Raw genomic sequence first — 20789 nt, forward strand, 5'->3', positions numbered from 1 at the left:
CGCTATTTGAAATGACTGCGATGCAAACGCCCGATTTCAGCCTGAGCCGCAACGGCTTTGGCAAGCTTGTGATGACCCTGGCCGACGGCACCGTGCATGAAGGCGTGGTGCCCGTGCGCGCCTTTCCCATCTCCGCCGCCGACGAGGGCTTGAGCCTGATGAGCACCGACGGCCGCGAGCTGGCATGGATCACGCAGCCGGCAGCGCTGCCGGCGCCCATGCGCACGTTGATCGAAGCCGAACTCGGCGCGCGTGAATTCATGCCCGAGATCCGCAAGATCGTCGGCGTATCGACCTACGCCACGCCCAGCACGTGGACGGTACAGACCGACCGCGGCCAGACCGACCTCGTGCTGCGCGGCGAAGAAGACATCCGGCGCCTGGCCGGCACCACGCTGCTCATCTCCGACAGCCACGGCATCCACTACCTGATCCGCGATCTGCTGACGCTCGACAAGCACAGCCGCAAGATCCTCGACCGGTTCCTTTAAGCCCGCGTAGCCACGCAACCGCGCCGCCGTTAGCGGGGTGTCGGCTGCACGGCTGCCATCACTTGGTCGAGTAGGTTTTCAGCCTGTTTCCAGCTGGCCCGCTGGTTGTAATCGCCCGCCGTGGTGACCATCACCATGTCGAGCCCCGGCACGATCCACAGACGCTGGCCGCCGTTGCCGATGCCACCGATCCACGCCTGTTCGGTGCCGCCGGCCACCACCTTGCCGAGCCACCACTGATAGCCGTACTGCAGGTCCATGCCGGTATCGATGTGCGGGCGTGTTGATTCGGCAATCCACTCCGCAGGCACAATCTGCCGCCCATTCCATTGGCCGTGCTGCAGCACGAGCTGGCCGATGCGCGCCAAATCTCGGGGGCGCAGGCGCACGCCGGCAAACGCCAGCGGGCGGCCACGGTAGTCGTCCACCCATTCCCAGTCGGTGATGCCCAGCGGTTCAAACAGTTGCGTGCGCGCGTACTCCGGCAACGACATGCCCACGCGCTCTGCCAGCAATTGCGCCAGTACCGCCGTGTTGCCGCCGTTGTAATTGAACTGCGTGCCAGCCGGCGCCGCCATCGGGCGGTCGAACACGTAATGCGCCTGAGACGTGTGCCAGAACAGTCCGAACTCGTCGTTGTTCAGAAAGCTTGTCGCACGCCATTCGTTCCAGGCAAGGCCGCTGGACATCGACAGCATCTGCGAAAGCGTAATCGCCTCGCGCCCATCGCGATTCAGATCGGCCAGCCCGGGAAACAGCGACAGCACTGGCGTGTCGAGCGGCGGCATCTTCCCCTGCCCTTGCGCAATGCCCCACAGCAGGCTCGTCACCGATTTGCTGATCGAGCGGATGTCGTGGAGCGTGCTGGCGTCGAACGTGCGCGCGGTGCGGAACAGATCCTTCACGCGCTCATCTTTGCCGGCGTGATAGACCTCCGCCACCAGATGGCCATGGCGCACCACGAGCAGGCTGTGGAAGTTGATATCGGCGTCGGCAAAACCGCGCAGCACGGCGCAGAGTTGGCCGGCATCGAAGCCGGCTGCGGCGGGGTCGGCTTCGGTCTGCCAGCCGTCGTTCAACTGGGCTGGCGCGTCGCAGGGCGCTGCCTGGGCGCCGCCTACCGCGCAAACCAATGCCAAAGCGATGCCGATGCTGCGCAGTCGTAGCGTCATCCCAGCCCCCGTTTGATGTGTCATCAAGTATCGTAACCGGCACTTGAAAGGTCAAACGCCCTGCGATGAATGGTCGATTTGGGCGTCCGAACGGCGCTGGATCGGCCATCCGGGGGAGTGTTCAGCCCGCGTCGGAACCTGGGCCCGCGTTACCATGTCGGACCCTTCTTGTTCATCAGTCACATCACAGGCACCTATGGTCACACGTCGAACCCTTCTTGCCTCCGCATCCGTTACCGCCACGCTGGCTGCGCTCGGCATCACGCCCGAAGCGCTGGCCGCCAATCGCGTCAAGCTCGGCGATGCCGCGCCGTTTTCATTCGATGCGCTGATCGAACGCGCCCGCTCGATGGCCGGCAAGCCTTACACGCCGCCCGCCACGGCACCGGCTGACATCCTGTCCAAGATCGATTACGAGGCGCACGGCAAGATCAAGTTCGACACCGCCCACGCGCTCTTTGCCGACGGTCCAGGCCAGTTTCCGGTGACGTTCTTCCACCTGGGGACGTTCTTCCGCGCGCCGGTGCGCATGCACGTGGTGGAAAAAGGCGCCGCACGCGAGGTCGTCTACGACGAATCGTATTTCGACATGCCCGCCGACAGCCCGGCGCGCAAGCTGCCGCGCGGCAGCGGCTTTGCCGGCTTCCGCTTCCAGGAAAGCCGCCTGGGCGATCAGAAAAAACTCGACTGGAAAAAGAACGATTGGGTTGCCTTCCTGGGCGCGTCGTACTTCCGCGCCATCGGCGAGCTATACCAGTACGGGCTGTCCGCACGCGGCATTGCGCTCGACGTGGCGCAGGCCGGCAAGCCCGAAGAATTCCCCAACTTCACGCACGTGTGGTTCGACACGCCGGCAGACAACCGCGCCGATTCCGTGACGATCTACACCCTGCTCGACGGCCCAAGCATCACCGGTGCGTACCGCTTCGTAATGCACCGCACGAAGGGCGTGGTGATGGACATCGACACGGCCATCTTCCTGCGCAAGGACGTGGACCGTTTCGGCATCGCGCCGGCCACGTCGATGTACTGGTTCTCGGAAACCGCCAAGGGCACGGCCACCGATTGGCGCCCCGAAGTGCATGACTCCGACGGCCTGGCCCTGTGGACCGGCAGCGGCGAACGCATCTGGCGCCCGCTGAACGATCCGCCGCGCACGATGGCGTCTGCCTTTGGGGACAACAACCCGCGCGGCTTCGGCCTGCTGCAGCGCGACCGCGACTTCAACAACTACCAGGACGGCGTGCACTACGAGCGCCGTCCGAGCCTGTGGGTGGAGCCGCTGGAAGGCTGGGGCGAAGGCGCCGTGCAGCTCATCGAGATCCCGACCGACGACGAGATCCACGACAACATCGTCGCCATGTGGGTGCCGAAGGCCCCGGCGCGCGCGGGCAGCCAATACCGTCTGCGCTATCGCCTGCACTGGTTGGCCGACGAGCCGTATCCGACGCAACTGGCGCGCTGCGTGGCCACGCGCATGGGTAACGGCGGCCAACCGGGCCAGCCGCGTCCGCACGGCGTGCGCAAGTTCATGGTCGAGTTCAAGGGCGGCCCGCTGGAGAAATTGCCCTTCGGCACCAAGCCAGAGGCCGTGCTGAGCACCTCGCGCGGCACGTTCTCGTATGTGTTTACCGAGGCCGTTCCGAATGGCGTGCCTGGGCACTGGCGCGCGCAGTTCGATCTGACAGTCGACGGGAAGGAGCCAGTGGATATGCGGCTGTTCCTGCGCGTGGATGGCAAGCCGCTGTCGGAGACGTGGCTGTACCAATACCACCCGTTCCAATCGCCGGTGGGGCCGGTGGCGTCGTAAACGCCATCGCGGCGGTCGACAAATAAGGCGGGGATTCCCGCCTTTTTCATTACTGGTAGGACAGCGTCACCACAGCCAGTGCTGGTTCCGCCCCCGGCGCCCGCGACAAGGTCAGCGTGCCGTTGTTTGCCGTCAGCAGGTTGGCCTTGAAGCCGCCGTATTTGGCCAGGACGTCCGCCTTGCCGCGTGCATCGCCCACACGCAAGGGCTTGAGCGACGATGCCGCGCACGCCTCCACCGATACATCAACCGGTACGACGCGCATCGCCGGCGAATGAAACTCCAGTACCACCTGATCGCCAGCCGCGGACGCACGCGCCTGCAATGCATTTTCCGCGCCGGTTGACCGCTGTACCGACTGCACGCGAAACCCTGCCTCGACGATGGCGCCCGTGAAATGAATCACGCCGTCCTCGCTACCGCCCGCAAGCGCGCTACTCGCGCCGAGGGCGGCCACCATGGCGACCGCCGTTGCCTTGTCAACCTTGAACATGAGGACCCTCGATGTGCGCATCCGCCGCCTTCCGGCAGACCGGCGCAATAGTTTTTTACGATTTTCATCGTCCTCAGGATCAATCTCATTGTGGATTGCGGGCATCCCTGATTGCGGGTCAGACGGCGAAGCCCGCCGATGCGCCTCTCACGGCGCCGGCCACACCTCCAGCGCCTGCATCAACTGCTTGCCCAGCGGAATACGCTTGGCCATGTCGCCCTCGCGTGGCATATCGATGTTCAGTGCGAACGCATACACGTGGCCTGCACGCTCCACCCAGCCGACCCACCAGCCGATCTGCGGCTGGTATTCCGTGGCAACGCCCGTCTTGGCGTACAGCGCGGCATCGCCCTGCTGCTCGATCAACAACATGCGGTGGACCATGTCCCACGTGCGCGGCTTCACCGGCAATTGCTTGAGCGCCATGCGGCTGGTGAAGCGCGCTTCTTCAAACGCGGAAATTTCCAGCGGGCCGCGTAGCCAGAATTGATCGATCACGCTGCCGAGCTGGCGGTTGCCGTAGTCGAACGCATCAACGTAGGCCTGCATGCGTTCAAAGCCGACGCGGCGCGCCACCTCCTGGTAGATCGGCACGGCCGACAGGCGAATCGCCTCGGGCAACGCCATGTCGTGCTCCCACTGCTTGTAGGCCTGCGGCTTGCCGCCGTAGGGCAGCACTTCGTGATCGTCGCGCACAGCGCCGGTGTCGAAGGCGATCAGGCTGTTCGGAATCTTGAACGTCGATGCCGGATGGATGCGCCGCGCGGCGCGCGCCGGATCGACGACATAGGTGCGGTCGGCGCTGATATCCATCAGCACGAAGGTGCCGGAGACGCCGGCATCGTCGAACACGCGCTTGAGGTCATTGCGCACGACCAGCTCGGCGTGGGCCGTGGCGGTGCTCATAGCAACGGCGCACGCCGTGAGGGCAAACGCGAAGGTCTTCGACCAGCGAGAGAACATGGAAAGCTCCTTGAATTGAGTGATTGGCTGCCGGCAACCCTCGACACGCGGATGAGCCGGCGCTGCGCATCGTAGGGAGCGCACCGTGCCACCGCCAGCGCACCTACCTCGCCGCACGTCACGCGCGTAACTCCTGTAACAAGGGGCTTGGCGCACAATGGCGCCACGTTTCGCTTCGCCAGATTGTTTGCATGACGCCGCCCCCCCTGCCCGCCCTCCATGTCGAGCTGACCACACCGCAAACCGTCGACGGCCGGCGTGCGCCGTTCCAGAGCCTGTGGCTGCTGGTGCGGCTTGCATACGCGCACCGTCTGTCGCCGGAACAACCGCTGGTGCGCCTGGCCGACCTGCGCGGCGCCGTATCGGACGCCAGCACGCAGCGCATGATGATCAGCCGCGCCTTTCGCGACTGGCAGAACTGGGGCGTGCAGGCCGGCTGGGGCGAGGCGCGCGATCGCGAGCCGCGCTTTCTCAACGCAGACAAGCGCAGCCAAGGGCCCTTCTGGCTCACCCCCGAAGACGCAGAGCGCGTGGTCTGCGTGGTTGAAGGGCGGATTGCCGATGATGCCGATGTGCGTGCCTTCCTCGGGATTGCCGCGCCGGATGGCAGCACGGACAACACCACCGAAGCCAATGCCAGCGCGCTGTCCGGCCCGGCGCCTGGCACGCCCAACCCCGCGTTCTGGCACGCCTTTCTGACCGCGCGCCACGCCATGCGCGAAGGCCGTCTGCTGCATGCGCTGGGCGCCAGCACCGGCGCGTCCGACACCGAGCGGGGCGGCGCCCTGCTCGCGCTGCGCCACGCCAGTGACGCCGCCGACAACGACTTCCAACGCGCCCTCGTCACCCTGGGCGAGGCAATGGCCGCGCGCCGCCTGGGCGACTCCACACGCGCAAGCGCCCTGCTCTCGCAACTGCGCGCGCACCGCCGGCAGCGCCATGTACTCGGTAACGATTTCCTCGCCGCCATGGAGCGCATCGTCACCGCATGGTGTGCGTATGACCGCCGCGACCTCGACCTCGCCGCCGGCCTGCTCGCCCGTCTGGCCGATGCCGAGCCCGGCCGCAGCCTGCTGCGCTATCACCCACAGATCCGCTTCGAGTGGAACAACCTCAGCGCCCTCATCGAACGCGCCCGCCTGCTCTACGCCGATGCCGATGGCCTTGCATTGGATCTACGCGCCCAGGCCGCACAGCGCATCGTCGCGCAATTCGAAACCGCGCTGGCTGCCGCACTGGAAAGCCAGGCGTCCGACGCGGTGCAGCAAGTTGCCGCCAACCTCGGCATGACGTGCTGGCTGCTGCGCGATGTGCTTGGCAACTCTGCGCATGCCGACGGCACGGTCGATGCCGTCCGCTGGCTGGCCATGAGCGAATGGCAAGCGCTGCGCAACGGTGGGCCACTGCAATCGGCGTGGAACGCCATCGCGCTGATGCGGATCGCACGCGCCGACACACGTCGGGCTGCACTCACGTTGGCCGACCTCCGCACGCAGGCCGGCCCATTTGCAGAAGCATTTGACTCGCGCTACTGGCCGCAGCGCTGGACCGACGTGGCCGCACTGCGCCTGCGCGAACACGACAGCGGCCGTCATCGCTACGGCCACGTACAGGTGAGCGGGTTGCTACTGGAGCTGGCATGGTTTGCCCACGCAGAGCGCGATCACGTCACCGCCCGCACAACGATGGAGCGCCTCTCGCAAGCCATGCAGGACTTGGCGCCGCACGATCGGGCGTACTTCGTCCAGGCGCTGAAGCAGCTGACGCAGATGGCGGAAGCACCACCCTGATCCGCACCCCAAGCCGCACCTTGAGCAGATCGATGGGCGGATAAATTCATTGCATCCCTAACGATCCGTCGCTAGACTGCCGCACATGTTTGATCACTGCCTGTACTTCAACACCACCGCGCTGGCGCGCTCCGTCGAACACGAATGGGCGGCAGCGTACGCACCCTTCGGCCTGACGCCGCCGCAAGGCTTTGTGCTGCGCGCGGTGCTCAAGCGGCCCGGCGTGCTCAACCGCGAACTGGCCGAAGTGCTGGGCATTGCGCGGCCCACGGCCACGCGTCTTGTCGATGGCTTGGTCGCCAAGGATCTGGTGGAGCGCCAGCCGTCCGCAGAGGACGGCCGCGAGTGGAACCTGTTCCCCACGGAGGCGGCCCGTGCAGTAGAAGACGCGCTGCAAGCCGCCAGCGCCAAGGTTGCGCGGCGCTTGCGCAAGCATGTCGGCGCAAGCGCGTTCGACGATACGGTGCAGGCCATCCGCGACGTTCGGAGTGCACTGAACACGTAAGAAAAACGGGGCGGTCATTGCCGCCTTTTTGATCGGCAAATAGTTGCATCACTACGGATATAACCGAGGAGCGCCCGCATGGCTACCGTTCTCGTCACCGGCATCGAGCCGTTTGAATCCGACCCCACCAACCCTTCGTGGGACATCGCGCAGGCACTCGACGGCACGCAGGTGGATGACGCGGTCATCGTGGCGCGGCAGTTGCCGTGTGTGTTTGGTCTCGCCAACGAAACATTGGTCAACGCGATCGAGGAAACGTCGCCCACGTTGGTTTTCGCGCTCGGGTTGGCCACGGGCCGAACGGAGATATCGGTGGAGCGCGTGGCCATCAACGTGATCGATGCACGCATTCCGGACAACGCGGGCAATCAGCCCGTCGATACGCCCGTGGTGCCCGATGGGCCGGCGGCGTATTTTTCAACGCTGCCGATCAAGGCGATCGTGCAAACGCTGCGCGAGGCGGGCGTGCCGGCAGGCGTGTCGCAAAGTGCAGGCACCTACAACTGCAACCACCTGTTCTACGGTTTGATGCACCACATTGCCACGCGTGCGCCGCATGTGCGCGGCGGCTTCATCCACGTGCCGACCACGCCCGAGCTGGCGGCGCGGCACGCGGGCCGGCCGAGCCTGGCGATCGATACGCAAATCGAGGGGATCCGTCTGGCGGTGCGTACAGCGCTGGCCACGCGGGCAGACCTGAAGGTCAGCGGCGGGGCCGTCCACTGACACGCGCAACACCGCGGTCGGGCCTGATGCAATCAGGCCACCAGCGGCATCAACAACATCCGCGCAGCCAGCTCCTGTCGGAAGCCTTCCAAGGTCCGCATGGCGGAATCGGCACCGCGTGCCGTGTTCTGCAAGCGGATGCCTTCGACCTGACGGATGCCCACCGTGGCAAACACATACCGCAGATACGGCATCAGGAAATCGGTCTGCGCGTGGGCGCCATCGAAGTTGCCGCCGGAGGCAGACACAACCAGCACCGAGCGATCGGTCAGCATGCCCACCTTGCCCGTGGGCGTGCGGCGGAACGTGCGCTCGGGCCGCACTACCAGATCGATCCACGCCTTCAACGCCGAAGGCACCGTGTAGTTGTGCACCGGCGTGGAGATCAGCACGGCATCCGCCGCTTCCAGCTCGCCGATCAACGTTTCCGACAACGCCAGCGCGGCGCGGTGCGCTGCAGTGCGGTCGGCATCGGGCATGAGGCTGGCCTCGACAAAGCCGGCATCGGGATGCGGCAGCGGGGTCGCCGCCAGGTCGCGCTCGACGATGCGCAGGCTACCGACGGCTTCAGCCAATTGTGCAATCACCAATTGCGCGCCACGCCGGCTGTGCGAGCGATCGTCGCGCGGGCTCACGGTCACGTGCAGCAACGTTGTCATCGTGCAGCCCCGGGTTGCATGTTCATGCCAAAGCGCAAAGCACCTGCGAGCAGCCCATTGCGATAGTAGAAGCGATGGCCGAGCACGTTGGACAGCGGCGTGTCGAGCACGAGCCGTGCACAGCCCAGGCGCTCGGCTTCGGCCTTGAGGTGGTCCATCAGCACGTTGCCGAGGCCGCTGCTGCGCAGGTTGGCATCGGTCACCAGATCGTCGACATACATGAACGGACCGTAGACGAGGTTCTCCTGCTGCCGATACCCCGCCAGCGCAACCGGCACGCCATCGCGCCAGACGGCGATGAGGCGATAGCCGTCTTCCACCTGCCGGCGCCAGCGCGCGGCCAGCTCGTCGGCGTCGGCAAGATGCGGCCGCAGTTGATGCATGACGGGAAAGCACGCACGCAACGCGGCTTCGTCTTCGATGGGGCGGATGGTGTCCATGGTCATGCTTCCTCTGCGGCCACGGCGGCCGGCACCTGCGGCGCAAAGCGCATCGCGACGGCAATACGGTTCCACGCCTGGATGTTGGCGACGGCGGCCGTGAGGAACGCGACTTCCGTCCTGGAGAAATGCTGGAGCACGGCGTCGTATTCGTGATCTTCCACGCCGTGGTCGGCGGCGCGGGCCAGGGTGGTCAGCGCTTCCGTCCAGGCCAGCGCGGCACGCTCGCGCGGCGTGAAAACCGCCGGCGTGTCGCGCCAAACCGCCACAAGATCGAGCTTGGCCGGCGCCACGCGCAGCTTGCGCGCCAGGTTCAGGTGGAACTGCACGCAGAACGCGCATCCGTTGATTTGCGAGGCACGCAGCTTGACGAGCTCGGTCAGCGGCTTTTCCAGCCCTGAGGCATCGACTGCCTTGCCAAGCGCCTGCAATGCAGGGGCCACGCCGACGGCGGTGTCGACAAATTCCGAGTAATCCATGCGAGGGGAGAGATCTTCCATGTCTGGCTCCTGTTAAAGGTCCGGGTTGGAGGAATGGTAATATCAGTGCTCGAACATCATATTCGAACTCTGACATCATGAGCAAGCGCACTCCTGCCGCCGGCAAGGAAACCGACCCGCCCCGCACCTCGCCCTCCATCCCCGAGCCCGGACAGGGCAAGCGCGGTGAAGAAGGCTATCTTGGCTATCTGCTGCGCCAGGCCAGCGCCGCGCACCGGCTCCGCATGGAGCGGGCCATGGCCGACGTGGGTGTCACGCTGCCGCAATTCCTGGTGCTCACGATGCTCCGGGCCTACCCGGGCATCTCGAATGCCGACCTCGCCCGGTTGACCATGCTCACACCCCAGACGGTGAGCGTGATCGTCACCAACCTGGAGCGCAGCGGCGCCATCACCCGCCGGCCCCACGCCGTGCACGGCCGAATCCAGCACATCGACGTCACAACGGAGGGCTCTGCCCTGCTTGCAGCGTGCCGAGAACGCTCCGGCGGCATCGAGCAGGACTTGCTGGAAGGGTTCTCGGCCAAGGAAGAAGAGGTCGTGCGGCGTTGGCTTGTACACGTCGCAACACTCGGCAGCGACAAACCCGCCCCCTGATTCGCACGTCATTTTTCTCCGCTGTCCTTGACTTCTGGACGGCCGCCACTATCATCCGATGTATCTTACGATATATCTGATGATGTTCTTCAGGAGAATGACAATGCGCGGTTGGTTCGGACATCACCACAAAATGTGGATTGCAAAACACTTCATGATGGGCCGCCACGGTCACGGCGGACACGGCTTCGGGCGTGGCATGGGCGGTTTTGGCGGCCCCGGCGGCTACGGTGAAGGCGATGACGACGGTGGCAGCCCGTGGCGCGGCCGCCGGCTCAGTTCGGCCGACTTGCAGCTCGTGTTGCTGGCGCTGCTCAAGGGCACGCCCCGCCACGGCTATGAATTGATCAAGGCAGTGGAAGAGCATTCGCTCGGCTTCTACACGCCAAGCCCGGGCATGGTGTATCCGGCGCTGTCGTACCTGGAAGACCACGGCTTCGCTTCCGTTACCGTCGAGGGCAACAAGAAGCGCTACGGCATCACGCCCGAAGGCGAAACGTGGCTGGCCGAGCGCCAGCACAGTGCCGATGCCATCCTCGCGCAACTGCGCGCCATGGGCGAGCGTGTGAAGCGCATGAACGAGGCCATGGCCTTCGACCGCGAAACCGACAACGCCGCCGAGTGGACGGACACGGGGCACGACCCGCTGCGCACCGCGCGCTGGCGTCTGAAGTTCGCGCTCATGGAAAAACGCTTCGCCTCGCGCGAAGAACAGCAACGCGTGGCAGACATCCTGCTACGTGCCCTCAAGGAAATCACCGGCGAGCGGTGAGCGGCAAGCAGCAGCATCTGTTCAGCCGCCCCGGGGGATGTTTCGTCGCCCGGGCACCGCGTCGGTCCAGTCGGTTCATTTCGCAGCCATCTATGTTTGCTTTCAATCGCACACAAGGTCTCATGTCGCAGCTGCTCAGTTCTGTCAAACCCGCCACACGCCGCATGCGTGTGCGCGCTATCCATACCCTGTCGCCGCGCATGCGCCGCGTGGTGTTTACCGGCGTAGCCGCTACGGATCTCGCCGATCTGGCCAGCGCTGCGCCCGGCGCGGCCATCAAGCTGATGTTTCCGCACGATGCCGCAGGCAGCGGTCGCACGCTTGGGCGCGCTTACACCATCCGCCGCTATCACCCTGCCCGCGGCGAACTGGAAATCGATTTTGTCGTGCACGACGAAACGCCCGCCACGCAGCATGGCCCGGCGGCACGCTGGCTCGAACACGCCGCCCCGGGCGATGAAGTGGAATTTGCGGGCCCTAAGCGCGGCTTCCGCGCCGACCCCGCTGCACCGTGGACGCTGCTCATCGGCGATGAAACGGCGTTGCCCGCCATCTTCGCAATTCTGGAAACATTGCCCGAGCACGCGCAGGTGCTGACCTATATCGCCATCGGGGACGCTCGCGCCAGACTGCCCCTGGAAGGCGCCTTGGCAAGCCACCCGCGCAGCCGCAACATCCATTGGGTAGAGAGCGATACGGCGCACGCCGGCGCAATGATGGTCGGCGCACTCAGCGCCCAGTCCATGCCGACCGGCACGCCGCAGGTGTTCCTGGCCGGCGAGGCGTCCTTGCTCAAACAGGTCCGCACGCTGCTCGAAGGCGCCTGGGCCGTGCCGCGCGACGCCATCGACGCCAAGGGCTACTGGACGGCAGGGCTTTCGCGCGAAGAACGCAAGGCGGCCGAGGCGCGTTGATCTTCGAGTCGCTTCAAGTGGCGACTTCGGCACTGGGCGCGCCACCCCGCACCCAATCGCGCAGCAGGCGCTGTCCGTAAAGCAGCGCCGCGTCCATCGCTTCGCGCGGCGAGCCAAACGTACATCCGGGCCGCACCGGTTGCGAGCCCGACAACGATTGCCCTTCCGCGCCGCGGAACACCACCTCGACACGCGCCTCCCAGCCCCGCCCACCGGCGGGAACCACACGCGGGACGATTTCAACGTCTCCACAGATCTTGTGCACCTTGTTCCTCCATCTGCAGCGCCTGAACGGCGCATTGCCAGCAAGGTAGCAACGGCCATGCCCATCTGGGCATCGCCTCGTGATTTGATCGAGATCAACTGCCGGCGCCCGCATCACCTTTAGCCCGTCGCGGGCGTGCCGATGCAAGGGAGGAAAGCGCGTTTCTCGCGCGCCCCTCCTTCCGTCCATCTGCGCCCACGAAGCGCGGCACAACCATGCGCAAGAATCTGCCGGTCACCCAAGCCGAAACCGCCCTCAACCCGACGGACTACCTCATCTCCCGGACCGACCTCAAAGGCCGCATCGTCTTCGCCAATCCGGCGTTCGTGCGCGTCAGCGGCTATTCGCAGGAAGAACTGGTCGGTGCGCCGCACAACCTCGTGCGCCACCCAGACATGCCCGAAGCCGCGTTCGCCGACTTGTGGGCCACGCTGCAAGCCGGCAAGCCATGGCGCGGGTTCGTCAAGAACCGCCGCAAGGATGGCGGTTTCTATTGGGTGCTGGCCAACGTGACGCCGGTGTTTCAGAACAATGCGGTGGTCGGTTATACGTCCGTGCGTTCGATGGCCACCCCTGCGCAGATCGCGCGCGCGCAACGCGCCTACACCGCCATCAATGAGGGCGATAGGTCGTACACCGTGCGCGCCGGCCGCATTCTTCGCACAGGCTGGCGGCGCGCCGCGAATCTGTTCCAGCGCGACAGCCTGCGCTTCAAGGTGATCGGTCTGCAAACACTGATTGCGTCGGCCATCCTGATCGGTACGCTGTGGGCGCACATCGCGCTGGAAGCCGCCGATCTGCATGGCGCAGCGTGGCTCGTGTTCAGCCGCGACTGGCTGTGGCTCACCGGCGTCGGTTGCGCGGGGCTGGCGACGATGTCGGGCGTGTTGCTTGCGCGAACCCTCATCCGCCCGCTGGAAGAAGCCGCCATGCTGGCCACGCGCCTGGCAGCCGGCGATCTGACCACCGTGGTTGAAGCCCGCTCCAGCGACGAACTGGGCGAAGTCATGCGCGCCATGGCCACCATGCGCGCGAGTCTGTCGTCCATCGTGCGCGATATCCAGGACGGCGCCGCCAACGTCGCACACAGCACGCTGCAGATTTCTGCCGGCAACCATGACCTCTCTGCCCGCACCGAACAGCAGGCTGCCGCACTGGAAGAAACCGCTTCGAGCATGGAAGAACTGACATCGATGGTCGCGCAGAATGCGGACCACGCCCGCGCCGCCAGCGCGCTTGCCGAGGAGGCCTCCACGATCGCGGCCGACGGCGGCCAGGTCGTGCAGCGCGTCGTGCACACCATGGACGCCATCCGCGCAGACAGCCAGCGCGTGACCGAGATCATCGCCACCATCGAGAGCATCGCGTTCCAGACCAACATCCTTGCGCTCAATGCCGCCGTTGAAGCCGCCCGCGCAGGTGAAGAAGGCCGCGGCTTTGCAGTCGTCGCCGGCGAGGTACGCAGCCTCGCGCAACGCAGCGCGCAGGCCGCAGCACAGAGCAAGGAGATCATCCGCGCCTCCGACCAATCCGTGCGCGACGGCGTTGACCTCGTCCACAAGGCCGGCGCCACCATGACGCAGATCGTGCAGTCGGTGCAGACCGTCACGCAGCTCATGTCGGAAATCTCGGCCAGCTCGCGCGAGCAGAGCAGCGGTATTGCGCAGATCAACGCGTCGGTGTCGCAGCTCGATGGGGTCACGCAGCAGAACGCCACGCTGGTGGAAGAGGCAGCGGCGGCCACCTCGGTGCTGGCGCGCCAATCGGAAGATCTGAAGCACGCCGTCGCGGTGTTCCGCGCCTAGCGCCGCAGCAGGAGCAGCGCCTTACAGCGTGAAGCGCGTGTCGCTTTCCAGCAGTGCCGTCACCGCCTCGGGCAACAGTGGCTCACTGAAGTAATAGCCCTGCAGCACGTCGCATTGGTGCGACGTCAGGAAGGCAGACTGCGCGGCATCTTCCACGCCTTCTGCGCACACTTTCACGCCCAGGTTGTGGGCAAGCACCACGACGGTCGTGCAGATGGCGGCATCGTTGGAATCGCGGTCGATGTCCTTGACGAACGCGCGATCGATCTTGATGAGGTCGATTGGCAAGCGCTTCAGATAGGCCAGGCTCGAATAGCCTGTGCCGAAGTCGTCGATGGCCATGCGCACGCCAAGCTGCCGAATGGCAGTGAGGTCTTCGATGGTGCGCTCGGTGCCCTCCATCAGCATCGACTCGGTCACTTCCAGTTCAAGGAAGCCCGAGCCGAGGCCGTATTGGCGCTGGAGCTTGAGCAACGTCGGCAACACGGTGCCGCGCTTGAACTGCAACGGCGATACGTTCACCGCCAGCGTCAGGTCATCGGCCAGGCCGCGCTTGTGCCACTCGGCGTGCTGCTGCGCGGCCTCGGTCAGGACCCAATTGCCGATCTCGACAATCAGCCCGCTCTCTTCGGCCACCGGAATGAACGCGGCCGGCGGCAGCAACCCGCGCGTCGGATGAACCCAGCGGATCAGCGCTTCGAGCCCGCACACGCGGCCCGTCTTGGTGTCGATCTGGGGCTGATACAGCAAGCGGAACTGGCCTTGTTCCAGCGCTGCGCGAATCTGGTGTTCCAGGTTCAGCCGGTACGACACGCCGATATCCATCTCGGGCGCGAAGAATTCCAGGCGATTGCGGCCGTTCTGCTTGGCGTAGTACATCGCCATCTCTGCATGGCGGATCAGGCTATCGGCGTCTGTACCGTGCGCTGGATATTCAGCCACGCCAATGCTTGCCGTCACGAACACTTCGTGCCCTTCCACGCGCACCGGCTCGGCAAACAGGTCGAAGCCGAAGTCGACACCGCGCGACCCCGCGTGCGAGATCACCAGTGCAAACACGTCACCGCCAAAGCGCGCCACAGTGTCCACCGTATCTGCCGCATCGCGCAGGCGCTCGGCCACACGGCGCAGCACCTCGTCGCCCAATAGGTGGCCAAGGCTGTCATTGACGACCTTGAAACGATCAATGTTGACGAGCGCCACATAGAAGCGGCTGCGCTGGCGTGCGGCCATCTCCACCGACTGCTGCACACGGTCGGCCAGCAGCGTGCGGTTGGGCAGGCCCGTGAGCGAATCGATGGTGGCGTGCTGCGCCAGGCGCGTGCGCGTCATCTCCTGCTCGGTCACGTCGTCCTGAATGCCGACGTAATGCGTGACCGCGCCTTTGGCATCGCGCACCGGCGAGAGCAGGAAGTTGTTCAGGAACGCGTGGCCGTCCTTGCGGAAATTGCGCAGCAGCACGCGGATCTCGCTCTCGTCGCGCAGGGCGGCACGCACTTCATTGAGCGCGGGCTGCCCCGGCTCGGACGAGTGCAGGAAGCGCGCATTGCGGCCCAGCACTTCTTCTGCGCGATAGCCCGTCATGCGCTCGAAGCCGGGGTTCACATACACGATCGGAAGGTCGGGTTGCTGTGCGTCGGCCACGGTAATGCCTGACGGCACTGACTCGACCACGCGACGCAGTAACCGCAGTTGCTCGTCGGAATCGCGCCGCTCGGTGATGTCCTGCATGGTGCCGAACAGGGCGACAACCTCGTCGCGATCATTGCGCTCGATGTTGCCGCGCGAAAGCACCCAGCGGTGTTCGCCGTCACGGCGGATCATCTCCAGGTCCAGCGCGTACGGTTCACCTTCGGTCACGGCGCGGCTGGCGGCCTCACGCAGGCGGTTATAGCTGTCGGCGGTAAAGAACTGCGCCTGCTGCGCAAAGGCCGGAGGCGCGCCCAGCGGCATGCCCGTCAACACATACATGCCCGATGACCACGTGGTCGAGTCGCGCAGCACGTCCCAGCGCCAACTACCCAGGAGCGCAATCTGCTCGGCTACCCTCAGGTTCGCTTCGCTGCTGCGCAGCTCTTGTTCAATCGCCGAGCGCTGCGAAATGTCGGTCACCCCACCGACCACGCGCACGGCGCGGCCGTTCTGATCTCGATACAGGCTCGCGCGAATTTCCACCGTGCGCGTGGCACGGTTGGCATCGATCACGCGGCAGACGTGCTGCCAGCTGTCGCGGTCCGAATTCAGTACGGCGCGCAGTTCCTTGGCGAAGGCATCGACGTCGTCCGGGTGGACGAATTGGTGGAAGGTGAGCGTGCGCGAGGTACCCCCGCCCGTGCCGTCGTCGTCGCCAGGGCTCAGCAGCGCATCACTGCCAAGCAGCCGATGCAGGCTGGCGTTGGCCCAGGACTCGCCGGTGGCGATATCCCAGTCGAAGATCCAGTCGTTAGTGGCACGCGCCACGCGCTGAAAGCGTTCGGTCAGGCGGTGAACGGTGGCGTCGTGGCGCTGGATGGCGGCGCGCATTTCGTTGAAGGTACGTTCCAGCAGCGAGAGTTCATCGCGCGAGGTGCCGTGCTCAGGCACGCGGGCAGAAAAATCGCCCGTTGCGTAGTGGCGTGCCGCATCCACGAGGGCATCGATGCGGGGCATCACCATCCGGCGCAGGGCCATCTGGATCAGCGCCAGCAGCATCACGACCATCAGCAGGATGGCGCCGCCGCCAGCCAGCGTCACGTTGCGCTGCTGGCGAACGATATCGGTGGCATCCACACCGCGCACAATGCGCAAATGCCCGCCGGCCGCATGCGGCACCACCATGGCGGCGTAGGCACGGCGCACGCCGTCGGTGTCGTCCACCAGCAGCGGCTCGCCCGGCTGCTCCCCTGCTGCAGCCAGCAGCGGCCCCTGAACCACCGCCGGCACTTGCGCTGCACGCAACGTGCCCTGCGTCGACAGCACATTGCCGTCGGCATCCACCAGATAGACCGGCGCTTGCGGCATGCCGTCCACGGCTGCCGCAATCAACGCGCTCTGTCGCACGGCTGCATATGCCACGCCGCGGATCGCGCCGTCGCTGCCTGTCATCGGCCGCGCCGAAATCAACACGGCCTGGCTGGAGGCGCGCCCCGTCACGAACGTCGACAAGGAAGGCCGGCCCGTCGCCAAGATCTCGTTGAGGTACGGCCGGTCCGACAGATCGACGCCAAGCTTCGCCGTGTCGGGCGTACATACCAGCTTGCGGTGCGCGTCGATGATGCCGAGGTTCGCGAGTTCGCTCTGGTTATGGAAGACGCGGTTGACGAAGCTGCTGCACTCTTGCTGCTCCATGCGCAGTGCCGAATCGTCGGCAAGCAGCACCGAGAGAAGCGTATTGGCGTTGGAGAGCACCATGCCGACCCGCGCTGCGGCGGCCTCGGTTTCGTGGGTCAGGTGCTGAGCAAGGTGATCGTTGAGCCGGTCACGGTAAAGCGCCACACCGGCAATCGCCACGACGATGGCCGGCAAGGCGGCCACCGCGGCCAGGGCAAGCAAGCGGCCGCGCAGCGTGGTGGGAAAGAAAGCGTGCTTCGGCACTTGAATGACCGGTAGAGCCTTATGTGGAGAGCGAATGCACTCTGCGGTTGCACGATGCGCGGCTCAAGGACCATCCCCTCGGCGCACGATGCAGTTGCGGCATCGTGCCGGCGGACGGCTGACGCAGTGCGCAAGCATTTTGCTTGCAATTCCTATCGCACGCAACTTGTGGATAGTCTGTAGGTGACCGAGCCGCAAATCGGCGTGGCAGGCGGCATGACAGGTGGTAGCGGTGTTGGCAAAGCGGTGCCCCAACCCCCGTTGCCGCGATGCCGCTCAACAGCAAGGCGAGCTCGCGGTCAGGTGCCGGCAGCGTCTGGCGCGGGACGTCTGTGCGCAGCAAGCACCCATAGAAAAAGCCACCGGATAGCGGTATCCGGTGGCTTCAAGAATACGCTTTGAACGGGGAAGTTCAGCGCAGTTGAAGGATAGGCAATGCCCCCCGTTCAGGCCAATACCCAGGATAGGGTAATTTGGGAAAAACCCTGCATGGCAGCGGGTTTCACCACCCTGCGCCTTTCGCGTGTGCTTTCTGCACAACGCCTGACTCCGTAACAACCCGTCCTCCGAAATATCCATCCCAGCGACCGGGTGCCGCAGCCCGTCACACGGGATGTTGCGTTATAATGAAAACGATTCGCATTTAGCCTCCCTGCTTGTACCACGCTACGTTAACGATCACGCACGATGCGGCTTTCCGAGCTTTCCCGCCGGGCGACGGCGGTGGTGGATCACGTTGAAGACCGTGAACCCGCCGATCCCATCAGCCAACGCCTGCGCGAACTCGGGTTCGTGACGGGCGAAGAGGTGCGCGTAGTGGCTGTCGGCCCGTTTGGCGGCGATCCGCTGGTCGTGCAGGTGGGCTTCACCCGCTTTGCACTGCGTCGCCAGGAGGCTGCCCGCGTGCGCCTGCGCGCCCAATCGGCAACGCAACCCGCTGCCGTCATCGCCGCTCCCGAGACGCCCCCGCCCGCCAAGGTGCGCGAGGCGGCATAGCCAGCCTCCCATTGCCGCCGCCTTCCGGCTCCGCTTATCCGGCTTCATGCAGATGCACGCTTCTTCCTCCTCCGCTTCCACCCCCGCATTGCGCGTTGCCCTGGTCGGTAACCCCAACTGCGGCAAGACCGCGCTGTTCAACCTGTTAACAGGCAGCCGCCAGAAGGTTGCCAACTATGCGGGCGTGACGGTCGAGCGCAAGGAGGGCCGCTTTACCGCGCCGTCGGGCCGGCATGTACAGATTCTCGACCTGCCGGGCGCCTACAGCCTGATCGCCACCAGCCCCGACGAAGCCATCACGCGCGATATCTGCCTTGGCACGTTCCGTGGTGAGTCGCGCCCCGATTTGCTGATCTGCGTGGTCGACGCCACCAACCTGCGGCTGCACCTGCGCTTCGTGCTGGAGCTGCAACGCCTGGGCTTGCCGATGGTGCTGGCGCTGAACATGGTCGACGCGGCCGAGCGGCGCGGCATCCGCATCGACCGTGCCAAGCTGGAGGCCGCCCTGGGCGTGCCGGTGGTGCAAACCGTGGCCATCAAACGCAACGGCGCAGCCGACCTTGTCGCCCATATCGATCACGAAAAGCTGCCGGCCGTGCCGGTTGGGCTGCCGGCCGACGCCGATCCGCACGTCGAAGTGAAGCGCCTGCTCGATGCCGCCGTGACCATGCCGCGCAGCACGGCCGAGCTGGACGACCGGCTCGACCGCATCGTGCTGCACCCGGTACTGGGCCTGATGCTGCTGGCCGTGCTGATGTTCTTGATGTTCCAGGCGGTGTTCTCGTGGGCGCAGCCGCTCATGGACGGCATCCAGGGCGCCGTGGAAGCCGTGGGCGTGTGGGTCGGCAACGTCATGCCCGACGGCATGCTCAAAAGCCTGTTGGTGAACGGCATCATCGCCGGCACGGGCAGCGTGCTGGTGTTCCTGCCCCAGATCCTGATCCTGTTCCTCTTCATCCTGTCGCTGGAAGAGTCAGGCTATCTGCCACGCGCAGCCTTCCTGCTCGACCGGTTGATGGCGGGCGCGGGGCTGTCAGGGCGCTCGTTCATTCCGCTGCTGTCCAGTTTTGCGTGCGCGATTCCCGGCGTGATGGCCACGCGCACGATCCAGGACCCGCGCGACCGGCTGGTGACGATTCTGGTTGCACCGCTGATGACCTGCTCGGCGCGGCTGCCTGTGTATGCGCTGCTGATCGGTGCGTTCATCCCGGTGCGGCAGGTGTGGGGCCTGTTCAATCTGCAGGGGCTGGTGCTGTTCGGGCTGTACATGGCGGGTATCGTGTCGGCGCTGGTCGTCGCTTACGTACTCAAGTACCTGAAGCGCGATCGCAACGAGCACCCGCTCATTCTCGAGTTGCCGTCGTACCGACTGCCCAGCGTGCGCAACCTGATCGTCGGGCTCGTCGAGCGTGCGCGCATTTTCCTGCGCCGCATCGGTACGGTCATCCTGAAGATGATGGTGCTGCTGTGGTTCCTCTCGACGTTCCCGTCGCCGCCGGCCAACGCCACGCTGCCGGCCATCGATTACAGCTTTGCCGGGATGATCGGCCGTGCGCTTGAGGTCGTGTTCGCGCCGATCGGCTTCACATGGCAGATGTGTATTGCCCTGATTCCCGGCATGGCTGCACGTGAAGTGGCCGTGGGCGCGTTGGCAACGGTGTACTCGCTGTCGGCCACGCATGAGGATGCGGCTGCGCAGCTGGCGCCAATCATCTCCCAGCAATGGTCGCTGGCCACGGCATTGGCCTTCCTGGCTTGGTACGTCTACGCGCCGCAGTGCATCTCGACGCTGGCCACCATCCGCCGCGAGACCAACTCGTGGAAGGTCATGGCGGGCACCGCCGGCTACCTCTTCGCGCTGGCCTACCTGGCCGCTTTCGCTACCTACCAGATCGCACGGGTGCTGACATGAGCGTGTATCACGTTGTCGAAACCGGCGTTGTCGCCACCGTCGTGGCACTGAGCGCGTTGTCGCTGACCGGCCGCTATGCACCGGCGATGCGCGCCCGCACGGCGGCGCGCGTGGCAGGCTGGTGTGATCGACCGTCGCGGCCGGGCTGGATGCGCGCCTTCGGCCAGCGCCTGCTTACGCCGGGCGAGTCGCCCTCGTGCCACTCCGATCCGCTTTCGGGCAGCGCATGCGGCAGCGGCTGCAGTGGCTGTGCATCGGGTGAATCGTCATCATCCGCGGCGGTTGAACAGCCGATCCACTTCGTGCGGCGCAAATAACAGCCGACGCAATGTCACAACACCAACGGGCTCGCATCACGCGGGCCCGTTTTGTTTTTGCGCAGCGCGGGCGTAGACTGGCTCAAACCT

At 65.4% G+C, this 20789-nt stretch carries 20 protein-coding genes; 12 read left to right on the plus strand and 8 right to left on the minus strand.

The window, feature by feature from the left end; all coding sequences use genetic code 11:
- Nucleotides 1-20: 20 nt before the first annotated feature.
- The gene (locus ACTJK6_RS12800) at nucleotides 21-491 is read left to right on the plus strand and encodes a cyanophycin metabolism-associated DUF1854 family protein (RefSeq protein ID WP_440839326.1); all 471 of its coding nucleotides are present in this window, start codon (nucleotides 21-23) and stop codon (nucleotides 489-491) included.
- 29 nt (nucleotides 492-520) lie between these two features.
- On the opposite strand, the gene ACTJK6_RS12805 is transcribed toward ACTJK6_RS12800, so the two are convergent.
- A complete protein-coding gene (locus ACTJK6_RS12805; RefSeq protein ID WP_440839237.1) occupies nucleotides 521-1663 on the minus strand; it encodes a serine hydrolase domain-containing protein in 1143 nt (380 codons plus the stop codon).
- A gap of 196 nt (nucleotides 1664-1859) precedes the next feature.
- On the opposite strand from ACTJK6_RS12805, the gene ACTJK6_RS12810 reads away from it, so the two are divergent.
- The gene (locus tag ACTJK6_RS12810; RefSeq protein WP_232040039.1) at nucleotides 1860-3473 is read left to right on the plus strand and encodes a glucan biosynthesis protein; all 1614 of its coding nucleotides are present in this window, start codon (nucleotides 1860-1862) and stop codon (nucleotides 3471-3473) included.
- 49 nt (nucleotides 3474-3522) lie between these two features.
- Here ACTJK6_RS12810 and ACTJK6_RS12815 read toward each other — a convergent pair whose 3' ends face one another.
- Together ACTJK6_RS12815 and blaOXA are read right to left on the minus strand one after the other, a co-directional pair.
- Nucleotides 3523-4071 carry a hypothetical protein gene (locus tag ACTJK6_RS12815; RefSeq protein ID WP_440839238.1) on the minus strand — a complete coding sequence of 183 codons (549 nt, stop codon included), beginning with the start codon at nucleotides 4069-4071 and terminating at the stop codon, nucleotides 3523-3525.
- A 42-nt stretch (nucleotides 4072-4113) separates the two neighbouring features.
- The gene (gene blaOXA / locus ACTJK6_RS12820; protein ID WP_260801315.1) at nucleotides 4114-4929 is read right to left on the minus strand and encodes an OXA-60 family carbapenem-hydrolyzing class D beta-lactamase; all 816 of its coding nucleotides are present in this window, start codon (nucleotides 4927-4929) and stop codon (nucleotides 4114-4116) included.
- A gap of 191 nt (nucleotides 4930-5120) precedes the next feature.
- On the opposite strand from blaOXA, the gene ACTJK6_RS12825 reads away from it, so the two are divergent.
- From ACTJK6_RS12825 to pcp, 3 genes are all read left to right on the plus strand, one after another.
- Entirely contained in the window at nucleotides 5121-6719 is a 1599-nt protein-coding gene (locus ACTJK6_RS12825; protein WP_440839239.1) for a hypothetical protein, read from the plus strand.
- Between the two features lie 85 nt (nucleotides 6720-6804).
- Nucleotides 6805-7224 (plus strand): MarR family winged helix-turn-helix transcriptional regulator, encoded by a 420-nt coding sequence (locus ACTJK6_RS12830; RefSeq protein ID WP_440839240.1) that lies wholly within the window; start codon nucleotides 6805-6807, stop codon nucleotides 7222-7224.
- Between the two features lie 78 nt (nucleotides 7225-7302).
- Entirely contained in the window at nucleotides 7303-7950 is a 648-nt protein-coding gene (pcp, locus tag ACTJK6_RS12835) for a pyroglutamyl-peptidase I (RefSeq protein WP_316869520.1), read from the plus strand.
- Between the two features lie 32 nt (nucleotides 7951-7982).
- On the opposite strand, the gene ACTJK6_RS12840 is transcribed toward pcp, so the two are convergent.
- Genes ACTJK6_RS12840 through ACTJK6_RS12850 form a run of 3 tightly spaced genes read right to left on the minus strand, consistent with a single transcriptional unit; the run spans nucleotide 7983 to nucleotide 9549 of the window.
- On the minus strand, nucleotides 7983-8609 hold the full coding sequence (locus tag ACTJK6_RS12840) for an FMN-dependent NADH-azoreductase (protein ID WP_440839243.1): 627 nt from the start codon (nucleotides 8607-8609) through the stop codon (nucleotides 7983-7985).
- Nucleotides 8606-9055 carry a GNAT family N-acetyltransferase gene (locus ACTJK6_RS12845; RefSeq protein ID WP_316657437.1) on the minus strand — a complete coding sequence of 150 codons (450 nt, stop codon included), beginning with the start codon at nucleotides 9053-9055 and terminating at the stop codon, nucleotides 8606-8608. The genes ACTJK6_RS12840 and ACTJK6_RS12845 overlap by 4 nt, the downstream gene beginning before the upstream one ends.
- Entirely contained in the window at nucleotides 9052-9549 is a 498-nt protein-coding gene (locus ACTJK6_RS12850; protein ID WP_232040047.1) for a carboxymuconolactone decarboxylase family protein, read from the minus strand. The genes ACTJK6_RS12845 and ACTJK6_RS12850 overlap by 4 nt, the downstream gene beginning before the upstream one ends.
- Before the next feature lie 77 nt (nucleotides 9550-9626).
- Between ACTJK6_RS12850 and ACTJK6_RS12855 the strand changes: the two genes are divergently transcribed.
- The 3 genes from ACTJK6_RS12855 to ACTJK6_RS12865 all read left to right on the plus strand — a co-directional run bounded on the left by ACTJK6_RS12855 (nucleotide 9627) and on the right by ACTJK6_RS12865 (nucleotide 11831).
- The gene (locus tag ACTJK6_RS12855) at nucleotides 9627-10145 is read left to right on the plus strand and encodes a MarR family winged helix-turn-helix transcriptional regulator (protein WP_232040048.1); all 519 of its coding nucleotides are present in this window, start codon (nucleotides 9627-9629) and stop codon (nucleotides 10143-10145) included.
- 103 nt (nucleotides 10146-10248) lie between these two features.
- Nucleotides 10249-10917 (plus strand): PadR family transcriptional regulator, encoded by a 669-nt coding sequence (locus tag ACTJK6_RS12860; RefSeq protein WP_232040049.1) that lies wholly within the window; start codon nucleotides 10249-10251, stop codon nucleotides 10915-10917.
- A gap of 92 nt (nucleotides 10918-11009) precedes the next feature.
- On the plus strand, nucleotides 11010-11831 hold the full coding sequence (locus ACTJK6_RS12865; protein ID WP_440476498.1) for a siderophore-interacting protein: 822 nt from the start codon (nucleotides 11010-11012) through the stop codon (nucleotides 11829-11831).
- Between the two features lie 13 nt (nucleotides 11832-11844).
- On the opposite strand, the gene ACTJK6_RS12870 is transcribed toward ACTJK6_RS12865, so the two are convergent.
- A complete protein-coding gene (locus ACTJK6_RS12870; RefSeq protein WP_232040051.1) occupies nucleotides 11845-12096 on the minus strand; it encodes a hypothetical protein in 252 nt (83 codons plus the stop codon).
- A 215-nt stretch (nucleotides 12097-12311) separates the two neighbouring features.
- On the opposite strand from ACTJK6_RS12870, the gene ACTJK6_RS12875 reads away from it, so the two are divergent.
- On the plus strand, nucleotides 12312-13901 hold the full coding sequence (locus ACTJK6_RS12875) for a methyl-accepting chemotaxis protein (protein ID WP_232040052.1): 1590 nt from the start codon (nucleotides 12312-12314) through the stop codon (nucleotides 13899-13901).
- A 21-nt stretch (nucleotides 13902-13922) separates the two neighbouring features.
- On the opposite strand, the gene ACTJK6_RS12880 is transcribed toward ACTJK6_RS12875, so the two are convergent.
- Entirely contained in the window at nucleotides 13923-17474 is a 3552-nt protein-coding gene (locus ACTJK6_RS12880; RefSeq protein WP_440839245.1) for an EAL domain-containing protein, read from the minus strand.
- A 687-nt stretch (nucleotides 17475-18161) separates the two neighbouring features.
- Here ACTJK6_RS12880 and ACTJK6_RS12885 point away from each other — a divergent pair.
- From ACTJK6_RS12885 to ACTJK6_RS12895, 3 genes are read left to right on the plus strand one after another with little or no spacing between them, the layout of a single operon-like run.
- Nucleotides 18162-18470 carry a FeoA family protein gene (locus ACTJK6_RS12885; RefSeq protein WP_316869514.1) on the plus strand — a complete coding sequence of 103 codons (309 nt, stop codon included), beginning with the start codon at nucleotides 18162-18164 and terminating at the stop codon, nucleotides 18468-18470.
- Between the two features lie 46 nt (nucleotides 18471-18516).
- Nucleotides 18517-20382 carry a ferrous iron transport protein B gene (gene feoB / locus ACTJK6_RS12890; RefSeq protein ID WP_232040055.1) on the plus strand — a complete coding sequence of 622 codons (1866 nt, stop codon included), beginning with the start codon at nucleotides 18517-18519 and terminating at the stop codon, nucleotides 20380-20382.
- Entirely contained in the window at nucleotides 20379-20699 is a 321-nt protein-coding gene (locus ACTJK6_RS12895; RefSeq protein ID WP_316881483.1) for a DUF6587 family protein, read from the plus strand. The genes feoB and ACTJK6_RS12895 overlap by 4 nt, the downstream gene beginning before the upstream one ends.
- Nucleotides 20700-20789 lie beyond the last annotated feature (90 nt).

The organism is Ralstonia sp. 22086 (assembly GCF_052045975.1).
GTDB classification, from domain to species: domain Bacteria; phylum Pseudomonadota; class Gammaproteobacteria; order Burkholderiales; family Burkholderiaceae; genus Ralstonia; species Ralstonia wenshanensis.